Annotated in this window: 21 protein-coding genes; 4 read left to right on the top strand and 17 right to left on the bottom strand. The window is 61.2% G+C overall.

What is annotated here, in order from left to right; genetic code table 11:
• Positions 1–14 precede the first annotated feature (14 nt).
• The 6 genes from ACOQFT_RS07470 to ACOQFT_RS07495 all read right to left on the bottom strand — a co-directional run bounded on the left by ACOQFT_RS07470 (position 15) and on the right by ACOQFT_RS07495 (position 4995).
• Entirely contained in the window at positions 15–320 is a 306-nt protein-coding gene (locus ACOQFT_RS07470; protein WP_421597313.1) for a hypothetical protein, read from the bottom strand.
• Positions 321–1394, bottom strand: a complete 1074-nt coding sequence (gene pheS, locus ACOQFT_RS07475; RefSeq protein ID WP_421597314.1) for a phenylalanine--tRNA ligase subunit alpha — start codon at positions 1392–1394, stop codon at positions 321–323.
• Positions 1395–1464: 70 nt separating this feature from the next.
• Positions 1465–2835, bottom strand: coding sequence for a glutamate--cysteine ligase (locus ACOQFT_RS07480; protein WP_421597315.1), 1371 nt, complete (start codon positions 2833–2835; stop codon positions 1465–1467).
• A gap of 65 nt (positions 2836–2900) precedes the next feature.
• Positions 2901–3428: a hypothetical protein gene (locus ACOQFT_RS07485; protein WP_421597316.1), complete on the bottom strand. Its 528-nt coding sequence runs from the start codon at positions 3426–3428 to the stop codon at positions 2901–2903.
• The gene (locus ACOQFT_RS07490; RefSeq protein ID WP_421597317.1) at positions 3425–4273 is read right to left on the bottom strand and encodes a GNAT family N-acetyltransferase; all 849 of its coding nucleotides are present in this window, start codon (positions 4271–4273) and stop codon (positions 3425–3427) included. Before ACOQFT_RS07490 ends, ACOQFT_RS07485 begins: the two co-directional genes overlap by 4 nt.
• Positions 4270–4995 (bottom strand): 16S rRNA (uracil(1498)-N(3))-methyltransferase, encoded by a 726-nt coding sequence (locus ACOQFT_RS07495; protein WP_421597318.1) that lies wholly within the window; start codon positions 4993–4995, stop codon positions 4270–4272. Before ACOQFT_RS07495 ends, ACOQFT_RS07490 begins: the two co-directional genes overlap by 4 nt.
• Before the next feature lie 12 nt (positions 4996–5007).
• Between ACOQFT_RS07495 and ubiA the strand changes: the two genes are divergently transcribed.
• From ubiA to ACOQFT_RS07510, 3 genes are all read left to right on the top strand, one after another.
• Complete coding sequence (gene ubiA / locus ACOQFT_RS07500; RefSeq protein ID WP_421597319.1) at positions 5008–5970, top strand: 4-hydroxybenzoate octaprenyltransferase; 963 nt, start codon at positions 5008–5010, stop codon at positions 5968–5970.
• Positions 5971–6034: 64 nt separating this feature from the next.
• Complete coding sequence (locus tag ACOQFT_RS07505; protein ID WP_421597320.1) at positions 6035–7951, top strand: OmpA family protein; 1917 nt, start codon at positions 6035–6037, stop codon at positions 7949–7951.
• A 1-nt stretch (position 7952) separates the two neighbouring features.
• Complete coding sequence (locus tag ACOQFT_RS07510) at positions 7953–8273, top strand: hypothetical protein (protein ID WP_120632498.1); 321 nt, start codon at positions 7953–7955, stop codon at positions 8271–8273.
• On the opposite strand, the gene ACOQFT_RS07515 is transcribed toward ACOQFT_RS07510, so the two are convergent.
• The 4 genes from ACOQFT_RS07515 to pgsA all read right to left on the bottom strand — a co-directional run bounded on the left by ACOQFT_RS07515 (position 8270) and on the right by pgsA (position 10412).
• Entirely contained in the window at positions 8270–8983 is a 714-nt protein-coding gene (locus ACOQFT_RS07515) for a hypothetical protein (protein ID WP_421597321.1), read from the bottom strand. The two genes, ACOQFT_RS07510 and ACOQFT_RS07515, sit on opposite strands and share 4 nt — an antisense overlap.
• Positions 8984–9049: 66 nt before the next feature.
• The gene (locus ACOQFT_RS07520) at positions 9050–9493 is read right to left on the bottom strand and encodes a molybdenum cofactor biosynthesis protein MoaE (RefSeq protein ID WP_421597322.1); all 444 of its coding nucleotides are present in this window, start codon (positions 9491–9493) and stop codon (positions 9050–9052) included.
• A gap of 1 nt (position 9494) precedes the next feature.
• Positions 9495–9740 carry a molybdopterin converting factor subunit 1 gene (moaD, locus tag ACOQFT_RS07525; RefSeq protein ID WP_421597323.1) on the bottom strand — a complete coding sequence of 82 codons (246 nt, stop codon included), beginning with the start codon at positions 9738–9740 and terminating at the stop codon, positions 9495–9497.
• A 3-nt stretch (positions 9741–9743) separates the two neighbouring features.
• Entirely contained in the window at positions 9744–10412 is a 669-nt protein-coding gene (gene pgsA, locus ACOQFT_RS07530) for a CDP-diacylglycerol--glycerol-3-phosphate 3-phosphatidyltransferase (RefSeq protein ID WP_421597324.1), read from the bottom strand.
• A gap of 183 nt (positions 10413–10595) precedes the next feature.
• Between pgsA and ACOQFT_RS07535 the strand changes: the two genes are divergently transcribed.
• Positions 10596–11480: a DMT family transporter gene (locus tag ACOQFT_RS07535; RefSeq protein ID WP_421597325.1), complete on the top strand. Its 885-nt coding sequence runs from the start codon at positions 10596–10598 to the stop codon at positions 11478–11480.
• Here ACOQFT_RS07535 and uvrC read toward each other — a convergent pair.
• The 7 genes from uvrC to ACOQFT_RS07570 form a co-directional block, all read right to left on the bottom strand.
• Positions 11477–13351 (bottom strand): excinuclease ABC subunit UvrC, encoded by a 1875-nt coding sequence (gene uvrC, locus ACOQFT_RS07540; RefSeq protein ID WP_421597326.1) that lies wholly within the window; start codon positions 13349–13351, stop codon positions 11477–11479. The genes ACOQFT_RS07535 and uvrC overlap by 4 nt on opposite strands.
• A 290-nt stretch (positions 13352–13641) precedes the next feature.
• Entirely contained in the window at positions 13642–14421 is a 780-nt protein-coding gene (locus tag ACOQFT_RS07545; RefSeq protein ID WP_421597327.1) for an SDR family oxidoreductase, read from the bottom strand.
• 21 nt (positions 14422–14442) lie between these two features.
• On the bottom strand, positions 14443–15405 hold the full coding sequence (locus ACOQFT_RS07550) for a calcium/sodium antiporter (protein ID WP_421597328.1): 963 nt from the start codon (positions 15403–15405) through the stop codon (positions 14443–14445).
• A complete protein-coding gene (locus ACOQFT_RS07555) occupies positions 15402–15572 on the bottom strand; it encodes a hypothetical protein (RefSeq protein WP_170446400.1) in 171 nt (56 codons plus the stop codon). Before ACOQFT_RS07555 ends, ACOQFT_RS07550 begins: the two co-directional genes overlap by 4 nt.
• Position 15573: 1 nt before the next feature.
• Positions 15574–16371 carry a S49 family peptidase gene (locus tag ACOQFT_RS07560; RefSeq protein WP_421597329.1) on the bottom strand — a complete coding sequence of 266 codons (798 nt, stop codon included), beginning with the start codon at positions 16369–16371 and terminating at the stop codon, positions 15574–15576.
• Positions 16372–16484: 113 nt separating this feature from the next.
• Positions 16485–17246 (bottom strand): ABC transporter permease, encoded by a 762-nt coding sequence (locus ACOQFT_RS07565; RefSeq protein ID WP_421597330.1) that lies wholly within the window; start codon positions 17244–17246, stop codon positions 16485–16487.
• Positions 17243–18172 (bottom strand): ABC transporter ATP-binding protein, encoded by a 930-nt coding sequence (locus ACOQFT_RS07570; protein WP_421597331.1) that lies wholly within the window; start codon positions 18170–18172, stop codon positions 17243–17245. Before ACOQFT_RS07570 ends, ACOQFT_RS07565 begins: the two co-directional genes overlap by 4 nt.
• Positions 18173–18214 lie beyond the last annotated feature (42 nt).

Here is an 18214-nt window from a genome sequence, read left to right on the forward strand (position 1 = left end):
TTTGCTCCGCGCTGCTATTTCGACCATTTGTTCGCGAACTCATCAATGAACTTCTTAGCCAAGGCTTTTTGATCCTCGGTTTCTTTACTCGGATTCAGCTTCTTAGAAACGCCTAGGAGCGCCGCCCACATTCCCGGAACTAACGCTACAGCCACGATCAGCAAGACCCACGCGAAGGACGATCCGAACAACCGGATTACCGAAAACTGGAGAACGTTTGCCGCAACAATTATTCCGACCAGCCATAGAAATGGAGCCTTGGCCACGCGAAGGTGCCACCAATCGATGTAACGAGCCAGATAAAAACCCAGCGGATACATTTACCGGCTCAAACCACCATGCAGGTTCGGCATATCCAGCGCTGCAAATCCATAGTGCCGCAACCACCGCAAGTCTGAATCAAAGAACGCCCGCAGATCCGGAATGCCGTATTTCAGCATCGCCAGACGGTCGATGCCGATGCCAAAGGCAAAGCCCTGATAAACCTCGGGGTCGATCCCGCCGGCGGCGATCACCTTGGGGTGGACCATGCCGGAACCCAGAATCTCCAGCCAGTCGTCGCCCTCGCCGATCTTCAGCTGACCGTTATCCCAGGAACAGCGGATATCGACCTCGGCCGACGGCTCGGTGAAGGGGAAGTGCGAGGCGCGGAAGCGCAGCTCGACATCGTCGACCTCGAAGAAGGCTTTCACGAACTCTTCCAGAACCCATTTCAGGTTCGCCATCGAGATGTCCTTGTCGATGGCCAGTCCTTCGACCTGATGGAACATCGGCGTGTGGGTCTGGTCATAGTCGGCGCGGTAGACACCGCCCGGACAGATCACGCGGATCGGCGCGCCCTGTTTCTCCATCGAGCGGATCTGCACCGGCGAGGTATGGGTGCGCAGCACGTGCGGCGGGCGATTGTCGCCCTCGGGGCGGTGCATGTAGAACGTGTCCATCTCGGCCCGCGCGGGGTGGTGGCCGGGGATGTTCAGGGCGTCAAAATTGTACCAGTCGTCTTCGATCCGCGGCCCTTCGGCCACCGAGAAGCCCAGTTCGGCAAAGATCGCGGTCAATTCCTCGGTCGCCTGGCTGATCGGGTGGATCGAGCCCTGACGGCGCGCGCGAGTCGGCAGGGTGACGTCCAGCCATTCGGTGCGCAGACGCTCATCCAGCGCGGCATCGGCCAGCGCGGCTTTCTTGGCGGACAGCGCCGAGTTGATCTCATCCTTCAGGACGTTCAGCGCGGGGCCTGCGACCTGGCGTTCCTCGGGGGTCATTTTGCCCAGCTCGCGCATCTTCAGCGCGACCTCGCCTTTTTTACCCACGGCGGCGACGCGGATCGCCTCAAGCGCGTTTTCGTCGCCAGCCTCGGCGATTTGGCCCAGATATTTTGCCTTAAGATCGTCCATGACGCCCTCTGAATTTGGTCGCCAACCTGCTATCGGGCCAGCCCCGCGAATGCAAGCAGGACTGAACGGATCAGTAGCTGTATTCCGGGAACACCCGTGTCAGATCGCCATTCCAGTCGCCATTGTAGTGTTCCAGCAACTCATCGGCCGGAACCTTGCCGGTCTCAAGACTGTCTTTCAGCGCGTTCAGGAAGTGCGTTTCATCAGGCACCAAACCGCCTGCACCGGGGAAGGCGCGGGATTTCAAACCTGCCTCGGATATCGCAACAACCTCACGCGCCAGATCGTGCATGTTGATGGTGCCGACCTGCGCCTGCAGCCCGTCTTTGGCGGCCTCGATCCGCAGGGCTTCGCGCGTTTCCGCATCCCAGCCTTTGACCAGATCCCACGCCGCATCCAGCGCGCCTTGATCGTAGGTCAGACCAACCCAGAAGGCGGGCAGCGCGCACAGGCGCCGCCACGGGCCACCATCGGCGCCGCGCATCTCCATGAATTTCTTGATACGCGCTTCGGGGAAGGCGGTGGTCAGGTGGTCGGCCCAATCGGACAGGGTCGGTGTCTCACCCGGCAGCGCGGGCAGCTTGCCCTGCAGGAAGTCGCGGAAGGACATGCCCAGCGCGTCGATATACTGGCCGTCGCGATAGACGAAATACATCGGCACATCGAGCGCGTATTGCACGTAGCGTTCGAACCCAAAGCCTTCTTCGAACACGAACGGCAGCATGCCCGTACGCGCATCGTCGAGATGCCGCCAGATATAGCTGCGCCAGCTTTTCTGGCCGTTCACTTTACCTTCGAAGAACGGAGAATTGGCGAACAGCGCCGTCGCCACCGGCTGCAAGGCCAGCGCCACGCGCAGTTTCTGCACCATGTCGGCCTCGGACCCGAAGTCGATATTGACCTGAACCGTGCAGGTGCGTCGCATCATGGCGCGGCCCATGGTGCCGACCTCCTCCATGTAGTCGTTCATCAGCCGATAGCGGCCCTTGGGCATCAGCGGCATCTCGTCATGGGTCCAGATCGGGGCCGCGCCCAGACCGATGAAGCCCACGCCAATCTCGTCGGCGATATCCTTCACCTCGCGCAGGTGGGTGTTCACCTCATCGCAGGTCTCGTGGATCGTCTCCAACGGAGCACCTGACAGCTCCAGCGCGCCGCCCGGTTCAAGGCTGACATTGGCGCCGTCCTTTTCCAGACCGATCAGCTTGTCGCCTTCGCGCACTTCGGCCCAGCCATGGCGGTCGCGCAGGCCCTCAAGCACCGCAACAATCGAGCGGGTGCCTTCAAACGGCAGTGGTTTCAGGGTGTCTTTGCAATAGCCGAACTTCTCATGCTCGGTCCCGATGCGCCAATCGGATTTGGGCTTGCAGCCCGATTCCAGATACTCGGCCAGTTGCTCATGACGTTCGATCGGCCCGCCGCCGGATTGGGGGATGGACATGAATCGCGCTCCGATCCTGATGTGTCTGTCTAGTTGGTCAGTCGTGGGGGCAAACCGCGCCAGTGTCAATGCAGCCTAAGGTGGGCAGGACGGGATGGCGTGCGTTCCCAGATCACCACCGGATGGGCCGCACCACCGTTCAGTTCCGCCAGCATCTGTTCGGTTTTCAGGCCCGGCAGGGCCGAGAAGACATCGAACAAAGCCTCGGCCCCTTCAGCATTCACAGGAATGTGAAGCACCGGTTGGCCCGGTTGTTCCAACACCCAATGCGCAGGCGACGCGGTCGGGTCCAGCGCCAGGCGTTCGATTTCCCGCGTGGCGACCATACCGCCATCCAACGGGCCGAGATAGGTGATCTGGCCTTCGTCGATGGTTACCACTCCGGGACCGCCGACACCGGTGCGGAATCGGGCGCGCTGAATGCCAATCACGGCCAGCGCCACCGATACGGCCACCAGCACCCAGCCCAGCCAGCCCAGCAGCCCGCCGGGGCCGCTGATCCAGCTTAGGCCGACCAGCAGCACAAGCCCAGCCACCAGCACTTCGCGCCAGCGCCACAGGGTCAGTTTGGCTTCGGGTCGGATGAAACTCATGCCGGGTCCTCGGGATATGTGAACAGGATCAGCGAGAACTGCCCTGCGGGTTTGAATCCAATTCCCATATAGGCACGCGCCGCGGAATCGGAAGCCGCGAACAGAACCGCGCGGGACGCCCCGGCCTTGCGTGCTTGTTTCAGATGCAACGCGACAGCCAGCCGGGCATAGCCGTGGCCGCGCAGCTCGGGCGGGGTATAGACCCCTCCGATCTGCACGACCTCGGGCAGCCGGGCGTTGAACCCGGTCATCGCAACGGGCTGCCCGTCGATCAGCAGAACCCGGTGCGAGTTGCGCTGCACATAGGCTTCGATGTCCTTTTTCGACTGCACCTGCGCGCGTTCGGGTGCGAAATCCATGGCTTCAACCAAATAGCTTTCACGCCAGGCTTCGGGAATGGAACGATCAACATCACCCAGCGGAACCAAGGTCGCGCCGGCTGTGTCCGGCAGGACAAGGTCATCCAATTGCAGAGTAAAGCCGGGCTCATCACTGTTCAGGGTGGCGGGGCGATTTTCCCAGCCCGCCAGTTGCATGATCCGGCGCGCCTGTGTTGCCTCGGATGCCACGCCGAACAGTTTTCGACTCCGGATCAGGGCAATTGCCGCGGCAAGCTCGGCATCCGAGCAATCGGGACATTGCGCCAACACCATGCCTTCGTTGGTGATAGCGAAAACAGCGCGCGGACCATCGCCCAGCACCCAGATGTTTACTGATCGCGGATCATCGCCACGCAGGCCGAAATCGCGCAGATTGGCCAAAGGGAACATCGAGGTCTGGATGTGCTGCGACAGGAAGGTATCGATCTTTGGCAGATCCGCATCCGTCGCGATTCTCCAATTCAAGACCAATCCCCCAGCGCCTGCTGCCACATGGTCAGCGATGCCACTGCCGCCGTATCCGCGCGCAGGATACGCGGACCAAGGCTGACCACATGCGCATAGGGCAGCGCCGTCAGTCGTGCGCGCTCTCGGTCCGAGAAACCGCCCTCGGGGCCGATCAGAATCGCCCAGGGCAGACCCTTTTCGTTTGCTGCCAGACGCAGGGCCGAGCCGACCTCGGCCTCGTTGCAGAACATCAGTTGGCGGCCTTCGGGCCACGCGTCCAGAACGCGGTCCAGCCGTTGTAGATCGGCAACCTCGGGCACGAAGGTGCCGCCGCATTGCTCGGCGGCCTCGACAGCGTGGGCCTGCAACCGGTCCTGCCTGATGCGTTCGGAATTGGTGAATTCGGTCTGCACCGGCATGATCCGCGCAGCGCCCATTTCCGCCGCTTTTTCAACGATGAAATCGGTGCGCGCCTTTTTGATCGGCGCAAACAGGAACCACAGATCGGGCGGCAATTGCAGCGGCTTGGTCTGCTCGACACAAGTCAGAACGCCGCTGCGCTTGCCCGCCTCAACGACCTGTGCCAGCCATTCGCCGTCCTTGCCGTTGAACAGGGCCACCTGCCCGCCCACGGCCAGACGCATGACACCGAACAGGTAATGGGCCTGTTCGCGCGTCAAATCTACCGATTGCCCCTGACCCAGAGGGTGCTCTACATACAGTCTGATCTTTGCACTCATGAGACGTTACATATGCAAGGCAACGCCCCAACACCAGACGGTCAGGTCGCAGATGCGGTCAGTGGCAACTGGGTCGACACACACGCGCCCGCTTTCGCCCGCCCCTACCTGCGCCTTTCCCGTGCGGACCGGCCCATCGGCACGTGGCTGCTGCTGATCCCCTGCTGGTGGGGTCTGGCGCTGGCCATCCTCAGCGACGGGAGCCCGCGGTGGGAGGACCTGTGGATCGCCATCGGCTGCGCGTTCGGCGCCTTCCTGATGCGCGGCGCGGGCTGCACCTGGAACGACATCACCGACCGCAAGTTCGACGGACAGGTGGAACGCACACGGTCGCGCCCGATTCCATCGGGTCAGGTCAGTGTGCGTCAGGCGGTGATCTGGATGGGCCTGCAATGCCTGCTGGCGCTGGGGATACTGCTGAGCTTCAACCAGGCCGCCATCGCCATGGGCGTGCTGTCGCTGTTGCCGGTGACGATCTACCCCTATGCCAAGCGGTTCACCTGGTGGCCGCAGGTGTTTCTGGGGCTGGCCTTCAACTGGGGCATCCTGCTGACCTGGGCCGCGCATACCGGCACGGTGGGCGTGCCCGCGATCACGCTCTATCTGGCCGGGATCGCATGGACGCTGTTCTATGACACGATCTATGCGCATCAGGACGCCGAAGATGACGAGCTGATCGGCATCAAATCCACTGCCCGGCTGTTTGGCACCGATACTGCGCGCTGGCTGAAATACTTCCTTGTGGCCACGGTGTTCCTGATGGGGTTGGCGATCATCGACGGGGCGCTGGCGCAGGCCTCGGTGCTGGCGCTGGCCGTGGCCCTGGCCGGGCCGTGGGCGATGGGCTGGCACATGGCGTGGCAGTTGCGCGGACTGGATATCGAGGATAACGCGAAACTGCTGCAACTGTTCCGCGCCAACCGGGACACTGGCCTTATTCCGCTGATCTTCCTCTGCGTCGCGCTGCTGCTCTGATTGCACCTTGGCGCATGCCTCTGTAAGAGTTCGCACAATCGCTTGAGGAGTCGATAACCCGCACATGCGTTTGCCATATTTCATTGCCGTTGGACTTATCTTCCTCGTGTCGGCTGGCCTGTGCCTGCTGGCCTCCAGCTTTGCGGTGACCAAGGTCGAAGAGACGTCCGAATTTGCCGTGCGCCGGGCGCTGGACCTGAAAGGGCATGACTGGGCCGAGGTGCATTCGGACGGTTTACGTGTCGTGCTGACAGGAACCGCAACCGATGAGGCGACCCGCTTCAACGCGCTGACCGCAGCGGGCACCGAGGTCGACACCTCGCGCGTGATCGACGAAATGCAGGTGGCCCCGACAACCGAACTGGCCGCGCCCCGGTTCTCGGCCGAGATTCTGCGCAATGACAGCGGCATCTCGGTGATTGGCCTGATCCCGGTCAGCGAAGACCGCGAGGCGCTGATGGAACGGCTCAGCGATCTGGACGGTGGCGCCCCGGTTTCGGACCTGATGGAAACCGCCGACTATCCCAAGCCCAAAGGCTGGGACGCCGCGATCACCTATGCCGTTGACGCGTTGACACGCCTGCCGCGCGCGAAAATCTCGGCCAGCCCCGGTCTGGTCAAGATCACCGCGATTGCCGACAGCCAGCAGGAAAAGGAAAAGCTGGAACAGGATCTGACCCGCGCCGCGCCGCCAAGCCTGCGGATCGGCCTGTCGATCTCGGCCCCGCGCCCGGTGATCACGCCCTATACCCTGCGCTTTCTGATCGACGAGGATGGCGGCCAGTTCGACGCCTGCTCGGCACAGGACGAGAAAGCGCGCGAAGCGATCGTCGCCGCCGCGCAAGAGGCGGGCATGACCGGCCCCTATAGCTGCACCATCGGGCTGGGCGTGCCCTCACCCCGCTGGTCCGAGGCCGCTGCGCTGAGCATCAACGCGCTGGCGGAACTGGGCGGCGGTTCGGTGACCATGTCGGATGCTGACATCACGCTGGCCGCGGCAGAAGGCACCGAAACCGGGACATTCGACCGTGTCGTGGGTGAACTGGAGAACGCCCTGCCCCCGGTCTTTGCCCTGCACGCCATCCTGCCGCCCCCCGAAACCGAGGGCGAAGAAGGCCCCCCCGAATTCAATGCAACGCGCAGCCCGGAAGGGCTGGTGCAGATGCGCGGGCGTCTGGGCGACGAGACCCAGCGCGACATGGTCGACAGCTATGCCCGCGCCGCCTTTGGCTCGGAACAGGTTCACATCGCGACCCGCATCGCGCCCGATGGCCTGCCGATGGGCTGGCCGGTGCGGATTCTGACCGGGCTTGAGGCGCTGGCCCAACTGCATAACGGCGCTTTGACGGTCACGCCGGATGATCTGGTCCTGAACGGAATCAGCCATGACCCTGAAACGAAGGCACAGATCGCCGGTCTGTTGTCCGAGAAACTGGGCGACGCGCAGGAGTTCACCCTGTCCATCACCTATCAGGAACCGCCCGAACCCGCCGACAAGCTGCCCGACCCCGAGGTCTGCGAAGAGCGCATCGCCGAGGCTCAGGCCAGCACCAAGATCGCGTTCGAGCCCGGATCGGCAACCGTCGCTGCCGACTCGCGCGATACGGTGAACCAGATTGCCGACATCCTGCGCGAATGCGGCCCCATCCGCCTTGAGATTCAGGGCCATACCGACAGTCAGGGCCGCGAAGAGATGAACCAGCAGCTCAGCCAGTCGCGCGCTCAGTCTATCCTGAACGAGCTGCGCGGGCGCCGTGTGCCCACTGCCAGCTTTACCGCAATAGGCTACGGTGAAACGCAACCGATCGCCGACAATGGCACCGAAGAAGGCCGCGAGGAAAACCGCCGGATCGAATTCCGCCTGATCCGGCCCGAGCCGGTGGAAAACACCGAAACCGGGCTGGACGCGATCGAGGCTGAATCAATCGAGGCGGAACAGACGGACACACCCGCCTCAGACGCGGATGCAGGGGACCAATAAGTTGAACAGATTCGAATTCATCATCGCCACCGCCATCATCCTGTTCGCAGCCTTCTGCATGGGCTGGTTCGCCAACTGGCTGGCGCATCGCCTGTCGCGCGTGCGCCAAAGCGACGTGGCCGATCTGGACCGCATGAGCCAGGAATTGCACGAGGCCGAGGAAACCCGCGATCAGGCGATCACCTACCTGCAACAGCGCGAGGCCGAACTGACCAATCAACTGACCCAGACCGAGGCCGAACTGGCCGCCGCCATGGACGGCCTGCGCGCCGCCCGGCAAGAGGCCGAGGAACTGCGCGGCCGCATCAACAACGCGGATTAAGACCGCGGCTCGAGTACGTGCCCGTGGTCTGCCCGCGTCTTTCTTGGAAACTCGCCTTTGACCTCGTTTATGTCGTTGACCATTCGGCCATCACCGAACCCGCCCAGTAGCATGAGGTACTTGTCTGCCACCCTGCGGGTGAACAACTCGTTGCTCTCAAATTTCTTGGTGCCAAATTTGAAAGCTTCATACTCGAGTTCTTTTTTGCTCATGTCTTTTTGAACAAACTCATGGAACCGGTCAAAAGCATCCACAAATGCAGCATAGTTGGCCACGGTTATACTGGCCCCCAAGGAATTCAATGCGCGACGCGTGTATTGATCATAGGGTGAGAACTCCCAAGGGTTTTTGCAGAACAGGAATTTCGAGACCATCGAAACAGGTCTGCCGTAAGTAAGGCCGTCCGGTTGCGACTCGGTAATTCGCAAACTGTCAATTTCTGCTTGGAACCCAGGCCGCTTGATCGCTTCTCGATCTGCGTAGTTTTCAGCAATAGAACCGAGCCGCTTTAGAAGTTGTCGCCGACTCTCCGGACACGCTTTGGCATTCCGCCTGAGTTGCCAGACTTTTAGGAATTGTGCGAATTCGCCGTTGTCTGTTTCGGACTTCGAACTGATCGCTTTCTGCAAGGTTATTTCGTCAGAAAACCATGCGCGGCTCGCTTCGAAACACGCCAGAACCAAACGGTTCTCGGGGGCATAAAATGTCATCAATGATCTCTCCAAAAGCTACACGATACGTAGTTTTGGAGAAGCTGCAATGGAGTCTCCCAGCCTTCACCACCGGGTCAGCGCGTCTTCGTCCTCGTCCTTGGCAGCCACCCATTCCTCACCGGATTTGGTGATTTCCTTCTTCCAGAACGGCGCGCGGGATTTCAGGTAGTCCATCAGGTATTCCGCCGCCTCGAACGCGTCCTTGCGATGCGGTGCAGCCGTGGCCACCATCATGATCCGATCCCCCGGGGCCAAACGCCCGTGGCGGTGGATCACCAGCACATCCCCCAGCGACCAGCGTGATTGCGCCTCTTCGGCGATCTTGGTCAGGGCGCGTTCCGTCATGCCGGGGTAATGCTCGATCTCCATCACATCCAGATCGCCAGATGCCAGATCACGCACGACGCCGGTGAAGGTCACAATCGCACCGTTGGCCGCGTTGCCCAACGCGAATGCGTTGGCCTCGGCCCCCAGATCGAACGCCTCTTCCTGAACCGCGATGCGCATCTTAGCCACCAGTCATCGGCGGGAAGAACGCGACCTCGCGCACGCCCGCCAACGAGGCGTCAAAGTCCGAAAGCTCCTGATCCAGCGCCACCCGCAGCGCGGACAGATCGGCAAAGGCTGCGGCATAGCGGTCCTCGCGCGCGCTGAGTTCAACCACCAGGTCGGACACCGTCGCGGCCTGTGTTTCGACCTTTTCCTTCGGCAGGCCGATGCGTTCGCGCACCCAGGCGAAATATAGCACGTCCATCGGTTAGCTCTCCTTCAGATGGGGCATGGCTTTACGTAGGTAGTCATAGCCGGTGATCAATGTCAGCGTGGCGGCAATCCACAGCAGCCACAAGCCGATGCGGCCGGACCAGAACATCCCCTCCAGATGCCAGCGGATGTGGTTCAGGTCCTCGACCTGCCCAGTCAAAACCTGATCAATGATCGTGGAGTCCATTCCGAAGGTGGCCATGACAAAATTATGCTCGAAGATCCCCTGCGAGAACAGAACCGCGATGGCAACCATCTGCGCGGTCGTCTTCCACTTGGCCAGTTTGGTCACCTTCAGCGTTCCCGCCGTATCGCCCAGATATTCACGCAGCCCCGAGACGAAAACTTCGCGGAACAGGATCACGGTGGCAGGCAACACCAGCCACGGCGTCCAGTGCTCGGTCGAATAGCCCACAAGGATCATCAGCGCGATCACCACCATCGCCTTGTCCGCAATCGGGTCCATCATCGCGCCAATCTTGGTTTCCTGCTTCCATGCACGGGCCAGATAGCCGTCGAACCAGTCGGTGATCGCTGCCGTCAGGAACAGGATCAGCGCGAACCAGTCGGCATAGGGGCGGGTGAAATACAGAAACATCACGGCCAGACCGGGAGCCGCAAGCAGGCGCAGCACGGTCAGAATATTGGGCAGGTTCCACTTCATGCACCGACCCTACATCGCCGGTCCGGGACAGGAAAGACGGGGCGGCAAAAAACTGACCCGATCACAGGCGGTTGCAGGGCCAAAAGGCAAAGGGTCGCAACCGGGAATTCTCAGCCAGATACTGCTTGGCGCGCGGCGTCTTTGCGGTCAGATTGGCGGGCGGTTCAGGAGCACCCAAACGTCATGACCGCACATATTCAAACCGACCCCCGATCCAACCTGAACGGCGGTGCATGGATGATTACCGGAATGGCGCTGTTCGCGTTGGAGGACGCGCTGCTGAAGGGCGCCTCGGCCACGTTGCCGATCTGGCAGATTCTGGTTCTGTTCGGCGTCGGTGGAACGGTGATCTTTGCGGCGGTGGCCGCATTGCGGCGTACGAATCTGTTTCACAGGGACGTGCTGTCGCGCCCGATGAAGGTGCGGGTCCTGTTCGAGATTCTGGGGCGGCTGTTCTATGTGCTGGCGATCACGCTGACACCCTTGTCTGCGGCAACCGTGATCCTGCAGGCCACGCCTCTGGTCGTGGTCGCAGGCGCGGCGCTGTTCTTTGGCGAGGCCGTCGGCTGGCGCCGCTGGAGCGCCATTCTGATCGGCCTGATCGGCGTGGTGATCATTGTCCAACCGACCGGAGACAGTTTTTCGACGCTGTCGATCCTTGCAGTGATGGGCATGTTGGGCTTTGCCGGGCGCGATCTGGCCAGCCGCGCCGCCCCCGCAACACTGGGGACCGAGGTACTGGGGTTCTACGGCTTCCTCTGCATCGTCGTTGCCGGGCTGGCCTATCGGTTCTGGGAGGGCACACCGATGGCACCGCTGGACCTGCACACAAGTCTGCATGTGGGCGGCGCGATCGTGATGGGCACGGCGGCGTACGCGGCGCTGATGAAAGCCATGCGGACCGGAGAAGTTTCAGCCGTCACTCCGTTCCGCTATTCGCGGCTGCTGTTCGGTGTTGGACTGGGCGTGGTGATGTTTGGCGAGAAGCTTGATCAGACCGTTTGGATCGGCAGCGCGCTGATCGTGGCCTCGGGGCTGTATATCCTGTGGCGCGGGCGAAAAACCTAACCCTTGTCGTGGAAGAAGTCATAGACCTTTTGCGCCAACCCGGCCGAGATTCCATCAACCGCCTTCAAATCCGCCAGATTGGCCCGGCTGACCGCCTTGGCACTACCGAAATGGGCCAGCAGGGCACGTTTGCGCGCCGCCCCGACGCCGGGGATTTCGTCCAAAGGTGTCGCGCCCACGGCCTTGGCCCGTTTTGCACGGTGGGTACCTATGGCGAACCGGTGCGCCTCATCTCGCAGGCGTTGGATGAAATACAACACAGGATCGTTGCGTTTCAGCGCAAAGGGGCGCTGACCGATGCGGTGGAATTCTTCCTTGCCATGGTCGCGGTCGACGCCTTTGGCGACACCAACCATAGGGATGTCTTCGACGCCGTGTTCGACCATGATCTCATGCACCGCGCTCACCTGCCCGGCACCACCGTCGATCAGCAGAAGGTCGGGCCACATGCCCTTTTCACGATCCGGGTCTTCCTTTTGCAAGCGGGTAAAGCGGCGGGTCAGGACCTCTTTCATCATCCCGAAATCGTCACCGGGGGTCAGGTCATCACCGCGGATGTTGAACTTGCGATAGGCGTTTTTCATGAACCCTTCGGGACCCGCCACGATCATGCCGCCCACCGCATTGGTGCCCTGAATGTGCGAGTTGTCGTAGACCTCAATGCGGCCCGGCGGGTTATCCAAATCAAACGCCTCGGCCACCCCGCGCAACAGCTTGGTTTGCGTGGCGCTTTCCGACATGCGCCGCGCCAGTGATTCACGCGCGTTGCGCAGGGCTCCGGCGACCAGTTCCTGTTTCTCGCCGCGCTGGGGCAAGAGGATTTCGACCTTGCGGCCTGCCTTCTCGGACAGAGCCTCTTGCATCAAATCGGTGTTTTCGATCCCGTCCGACAGGATCAACTGCCGCGGTGGTTCCTTGTTGTCGTAGAACTGGCCAAGGAACGCCTCCATCACCTCAGCCGGGGACACATCCGCCCCGACCCGAGGGTAGAAATCCTTGTTCCCCCAATTCTGATTGGCGCGGATAAAGAACACCTGAACGCAGGCCTGCCCGCTATCCATATAGAGGCCGATCACATCCGCCTCGGCCACGCCGCGCGGGTTGATGCCCTGGCTGGTCTGCACCTGCGTCAGCGCCCGGATACGGTCGCGCAGACCGGCGGCGCGTTCGAACTCCATCGCCTCAGACGCCGCCATCATCTGCTCGGCCAGATCCTCCTGCACCTTGGTCGAGCGGCCTGACAGGAACCGTTCGGCGTCGCGGACGCTTTCGCGGTAACCTTCTTCCGAGATCAGCCCGACACACGGCCCCGAGCACCGTTTGATCTGATAGAGCAGACAAGGTCGCGTGCGGCTGTCGAACATGGAATCCGAGCAGTTGCGCAGCAAGAAAGCCTTTTGCAGCTGGTTCAGGGTCCGGTTCACGGCACCGGCACTGGCGAAGGGGCCGAAATAAGCCCCCTTCTCTTTCTTCGCGCCACGGTGCTTCTTTATCTGCGGATAGGCATGATCCTTGGCGACCAGAATATTTGGAAAGCTCTTATCGTCACGCAGCAGCACGTTGTACTTGGGCTTGAGCTGCTTGATCAGGTTCTGCTCCAGCAGCAGCGCCTCGGTCTCGGTCCGCGTGGTCAGGAACATCATCGAAGCGGTCGAGGCGATCATCTTTTCGATCCGTCCGGAATGGCCGGGGCGCGTATAGTTCGACACCCGCGCCTTCAGATTTCGCGCTTTACCGACATACAGAACCCGGCTGTCCGCATCCAACATCCGGTACACACCGGGCGAGCTGTCCAGCGTTTTTACATAGCGCTGGATGCAGGCATAGCCGGTGGGCTGAATGTCCGGATTTGATTCGTCCTGGGTCGTCATGGGCCTGAGATATGATTCCCTGACAATGGCTGCAATCTTGAGGGCCCCAGATCAAGAGAAAACAAATCCACGGTTTCTGTGGATAACTATGCAGATAAGTTTCCGGGGATGGCGAAAATCCCTTGTATGCTTATGGATTCAATGAGTTGCACAAAAATTAGGCACATATTTAAACTGTTGTTTTTAGGCTATTTTATTTTGTGCACAAGACAAGCATATGAAAAAAAAGACAATTTTGTAACGGGCAGGTAACGCGAACGTGAGCAGTGCAAAACTTGCAGCAAATTTACCTATTCTACCCCCAGAACATCCGGCGTTTGCCAGCCCAGATGCTGCCCGCCATCCACGCATAAAAGCTGGCCGGTAACCGCGTGCGCATCCAGAAAATACCCCAGCGCGGCAGTGATATCCGAGGGGTTCGCGCCACGCTCCAGAACCGTGTTGGCGCGCTGTGCCTTGAAGTGATCTTCGGATTGCCGATGCCCCTGAATCGTCGGTCCCGGACCAATCGCGTTGACGCGGATCGCAGGGGTCAGGGCCTGCGCGGCGGTACGGGTCAGCGCCCACAGGCCCATCTTGGCGATGGTGTAGGACATGAACTCGGGCGTCAGCTTGCGCACCCGCATATCGACCATGTTGACGATCAGACCGGTCGCGACGGGTTCGCCCGCCTCATCCGTGTCGGGCGCCAGCCCTTGTGCGGCCATGGCCTGCGTCAAAACGAAGGGCGCGCGCAGGTTGCTGTCCATATGCCGGTCCCAGCTTTGCCGGGTGGCGGTGTGGATGTTGTCGTATTCAAAGATCGAGGCGTTGTTGACCAGACAGGTGACCGGCCCGCCCAGTGCCTCGGCCGCGCGGGGCAGCAGATCGCTGACCTGTGCCTCGTCCAGCAGATCGGCCTGCAAAGCCACAGCCTTGCGGCCGAGGGCCTGAACCTCGGCCACGGTCTCTTGTGCGGGCTGTTCCGAGGTGGCGTAATGCACGGCGACGTCATAGCCGCGGCGGGTCAGATACAGCGCCATGGCCCGGCCAAGGCGAATTCCGGCACCGGTCACTAACGCTCGGGTCATGGGTGTTCCCTCTCAGTCAAATCACGCCAGCAATACGATGAGGTAGACCGCGTATAACAGAGTCAACACAACGCCCCAGATGCGCGTGATGTCCTGCTTGAAAAACACGAACGGGATCAACAGCAGCGAAGCGCCCAGCATGACCCACAGGTCGAACCGCAAGAATTCCGGGTCAACGGGAATCGGCCCGACCAGCGTAGCAATCCCGACAATGGCCAGCAGGTTGAACATGTTCGACCCGATAACGTTGCCCAGCGCCACATCGGCCTGCCGCCGCATCGCGGCCATCACCGTGGTCGCCAGTTCCGGCAAGGAGGTCCCGACCGCAATCAGCGTCAGGCCGATCACCGTTTCGCTGACGCCATAGGTGCGGGCGATCACCGTGGCGTATTCGACCAGCAGATGCGCCCCCATCGGCAGGCCGATCAGGCCCAGCACCAGATAGATCGAAATCTTCCAGTAAGCCATGTTGGGGTCGGCCTCTTCCAGACCGTCCAGCTCTTCATCCTCGGCGCAGGCCTGACCGCAGGCTTTGCGATGCGCGTGCGCCTCGTGAAAGGCGTTCCACAAGATCAGACCCAATGCCGTCAGCAGAATCGCCCCGCTGAACAGGGTGAACACGCCGCAGAAGGCCAGACCGATGAACAGGACCGAGGCCATCAGCATGAACACATAGTTCCTGCGGCTGTTGCATTCGCTGGTCTGCAGCGTCGACAGCAGCGCCGGAACGCCCAGAACCAGCAGGATATTTGCCGTATTCGACCCGACTACGTTACCCAGGGCGATCCCCGGCGCGTTTTCCTTGATCGCGCTGATGGCGATCAAAAGCTCGGGCGCCGAGGTGCCGAAGGCCACGATTGTCAGACTGACGATCAGCGCCGGCACGCCCAGACGCAGGCTCAGGTTTACCGCACCGCGCACCAGCGCATCACCCGCCAGCAGCAGGATCAGCAACCCAAGGCCGGATAACAGCCATGCCGTCATGTACGGCCTCCTTTTTCGCAGGCGCAGGGGCCTTTACCGATCCTGAACCGCCCGCAGCGCGGACATCTTGAGGATTGCAGCCGTTTCTGCCCGGGAAAGCGCAGCTTGCCGAACATCGCCAGCACGCCCATGGCGATCAGGAAAAGGGTGACAATCTTGATAATCACGTCACAAACCGAAACGCGCGTAGGCAGCACGCTCCTCAAGCCCGGCGATGGCATCCTGCGCCAGCGACGCCCCAAAGCGCGCCCAGATCGGTTTACGCAGCCCGTAGCGGCGGAATTTCACCTTGTCGCCAAAGCGTTCCTGCATCTTCGGTTTCAGATGCGCGATACCGTCGATCAGGCCCAGTTCCTGCGCCCGCCGCGCCAGCCAGATTTCCCCGGTGAACAGATCCTGGCTTTCGTCCAGCTTGCCGCTGCGCCGGGTTTTGACATGAATGATGAAGTTCTCGTGGATATCGGCCAGCAGGGTCTCCAGCCGGGCGACATCTTCTTTCTTTTCCGGCGCAAACGGGTCGAGCATGGATTTCGACTGCCCCGCCGTATGCACCCGCCGTTCGATCCCCTGCCGTTTCAGCAGAACATGTGCGCCAAAGCCTGAAGAGATCACTCCGATCGAGCCCAATACCGAGCTGTCATCGGCATAGATCTCGTCCGCCGCAGCTGCCAGCCAGTAACCGCCCGACGCCGCCACATCCTCGACAAACGCGATGACGGGGACGCTCAGTTCCTCGGACAGACGCCGGATTCGCGCGCCTATAAGCGAGCTTTGCACCGGCGAGCCACCGGGCGAGTTGACCTCAAGCGCGACGGCGGCAGGTTTGCCCTTGCGAAAGGCTTTCTCGAGAACAGGGGCCAGTGCGGTGTCGGACATCGACCCACGTCCGGCCATTCCGATGGCACCGGACAGGCGTACAACGGCCACGCAAGGTTGCTTTTTGAGAAACGGCAGGCTGAGTTTCATGGATGCCGATGTAGAGTGCACCCAACCGGTAAACAAGGGACCGTTTGGCCGATAGACGTGACGTGAACACATTTCCCGGGGTCGTTGGGCAAAAATGCAACGCCCGGTACACCCTAGCTGCGAATGCGCCAGCCGGTTTTGAAAATCCAGCCGATGATGCCCAGGCACAGGCCGGTAAAGGCCAGAATGGCCAGCAGGCTGAGTCCGATCGGCACATCCGCCAAGCCGTAGAAGGACCACCGAAAGCCCGAAATCAGATAGACCACCGGGTTGAACAGGGTGATGGTCTGCCACAGCGGTGGCAGCATCGAAATCGAGTAAAACGTCCCGCCCAGAAAGATCAGCGGCGTCACCACCAGTTGCGGCACCAGCGACATTTGTTCGAAATTGCTGGCCCAGATGCCGATGATGAACCCCAGCAGAGAGAAGCTCAGACAGGTCAGGATCAGGAACGCTGCCATCGCAAACGGGTGTTCGATGCGTAAATCCACGAAAAATGAGGCTGTTACGAGGATCACCAACCCCACGAACAACGCCTTGGTCGCCGCGGCCCCGACATATCCGATCACGATCTCGATAAAATTCACCGGGGCCGATAGCAGCTCGTAGATCGTGCCCAGGAACTTGGGGAAATAGATGCCGAAGGATGCGTTGGAAATCGCCAGCATCACCACCGACAGCATGATCAGCCCCGGCACGATGAAGGCGCCATAGGACACCCCTTCGACCTCCTGAATACGGCTGCCGATGGCGGTGCCGAACACTACGAAATACAGCGAGGTCGACAGGACCGGAGACAGAAAGCTCTGCGCCAATGTGCGGAAGAACCGGGCCATTTCGAACCGGTAGATGGCGGCGATGGCGGACCAGTTCATGCGGGCTCTCCGGACACCAGATTGACGAATATCTCTTCCAGGCTCGACTGGCGGGTTTGCACGTCGCGCAACACCAGCCCGGCCTGCGCCACGTCATTCAGCAATGTGGTGATGCCGGTGCGGTCGGCGTGGGTGTCATAGGTATAGACCAGCGCATCCCCATTGCCATTCAGCGCCAGATTATGCGCCGCCAGACTGTCCGGAATGGTCTGGATCGGGTCGGCCAGCATCACCTCAAGCTGTTTCTTACCCATCTGCGCCATCAGCGTGTCCTTGTCCTGCACCAGCAGCAGCTCACCCTTGTCGATGACACCGACGCGGTCGGCGATGGCTTCGGCTTCTTCGATATAGTGGGTGGTCAGGATGATGGTGACGCCAGCCCGTTTCAGTTCGGCCACGATCTCCCACATATCTTTGCGCAGCTCGACATCGACCCCAGCGGTGGGCTCGTCCAGAAACAGCACGCGCGGCTCGTGCGCCAACGCCTTGGCGATCAGCACCCGGCGCTTCATGCCACCCGACAGTTCCTTGATCGCGTTCTTGCGCTTGTCCCACAGGGACAGCTTGCGCAGAACATCTTCGATCATAGCATTGTCACGGCCCAGCCCGAACAGCCCGCGCGACAGCCGCACCGTGTTCCAGACCTTTTCGAAGGGCTCCAGCGCGATCTCTTGCGGCACCAGACCGATCATGCGGCGCGCGGCGCGAAACTCGGCCTGGATGTCATGGCCACCCACCGTCACCGAACCCGAGGTCGGCGTGGTGATCCCGCAAATGGTCGAGATCAGCGTCGTCTTGCCCGCTCCGTTCGGGCCAAGCAGCGCCAGAATCTCCCCCTGCTCGATATCCAGAGACACGCCCTTCAGCGCCTCAAACCCGTCAGCATAGGATTTGCGCAAATCCTTGATCGAAAGAATGGTCGTCATGCAAGTTCCCCGTTCTGGCGGCGACCCTACCCCGGCCCACTG

It is taken from the genome of Ruegeria sp. MALMAid1280 (assembly GCF_049195285.1).
Classification (GTDB): domain Bacteria; phylum Pseudomonadota; class Alphaproteobacteria; order Rhodobacterales; family Rhodobacteraceae; genus Ruegeria.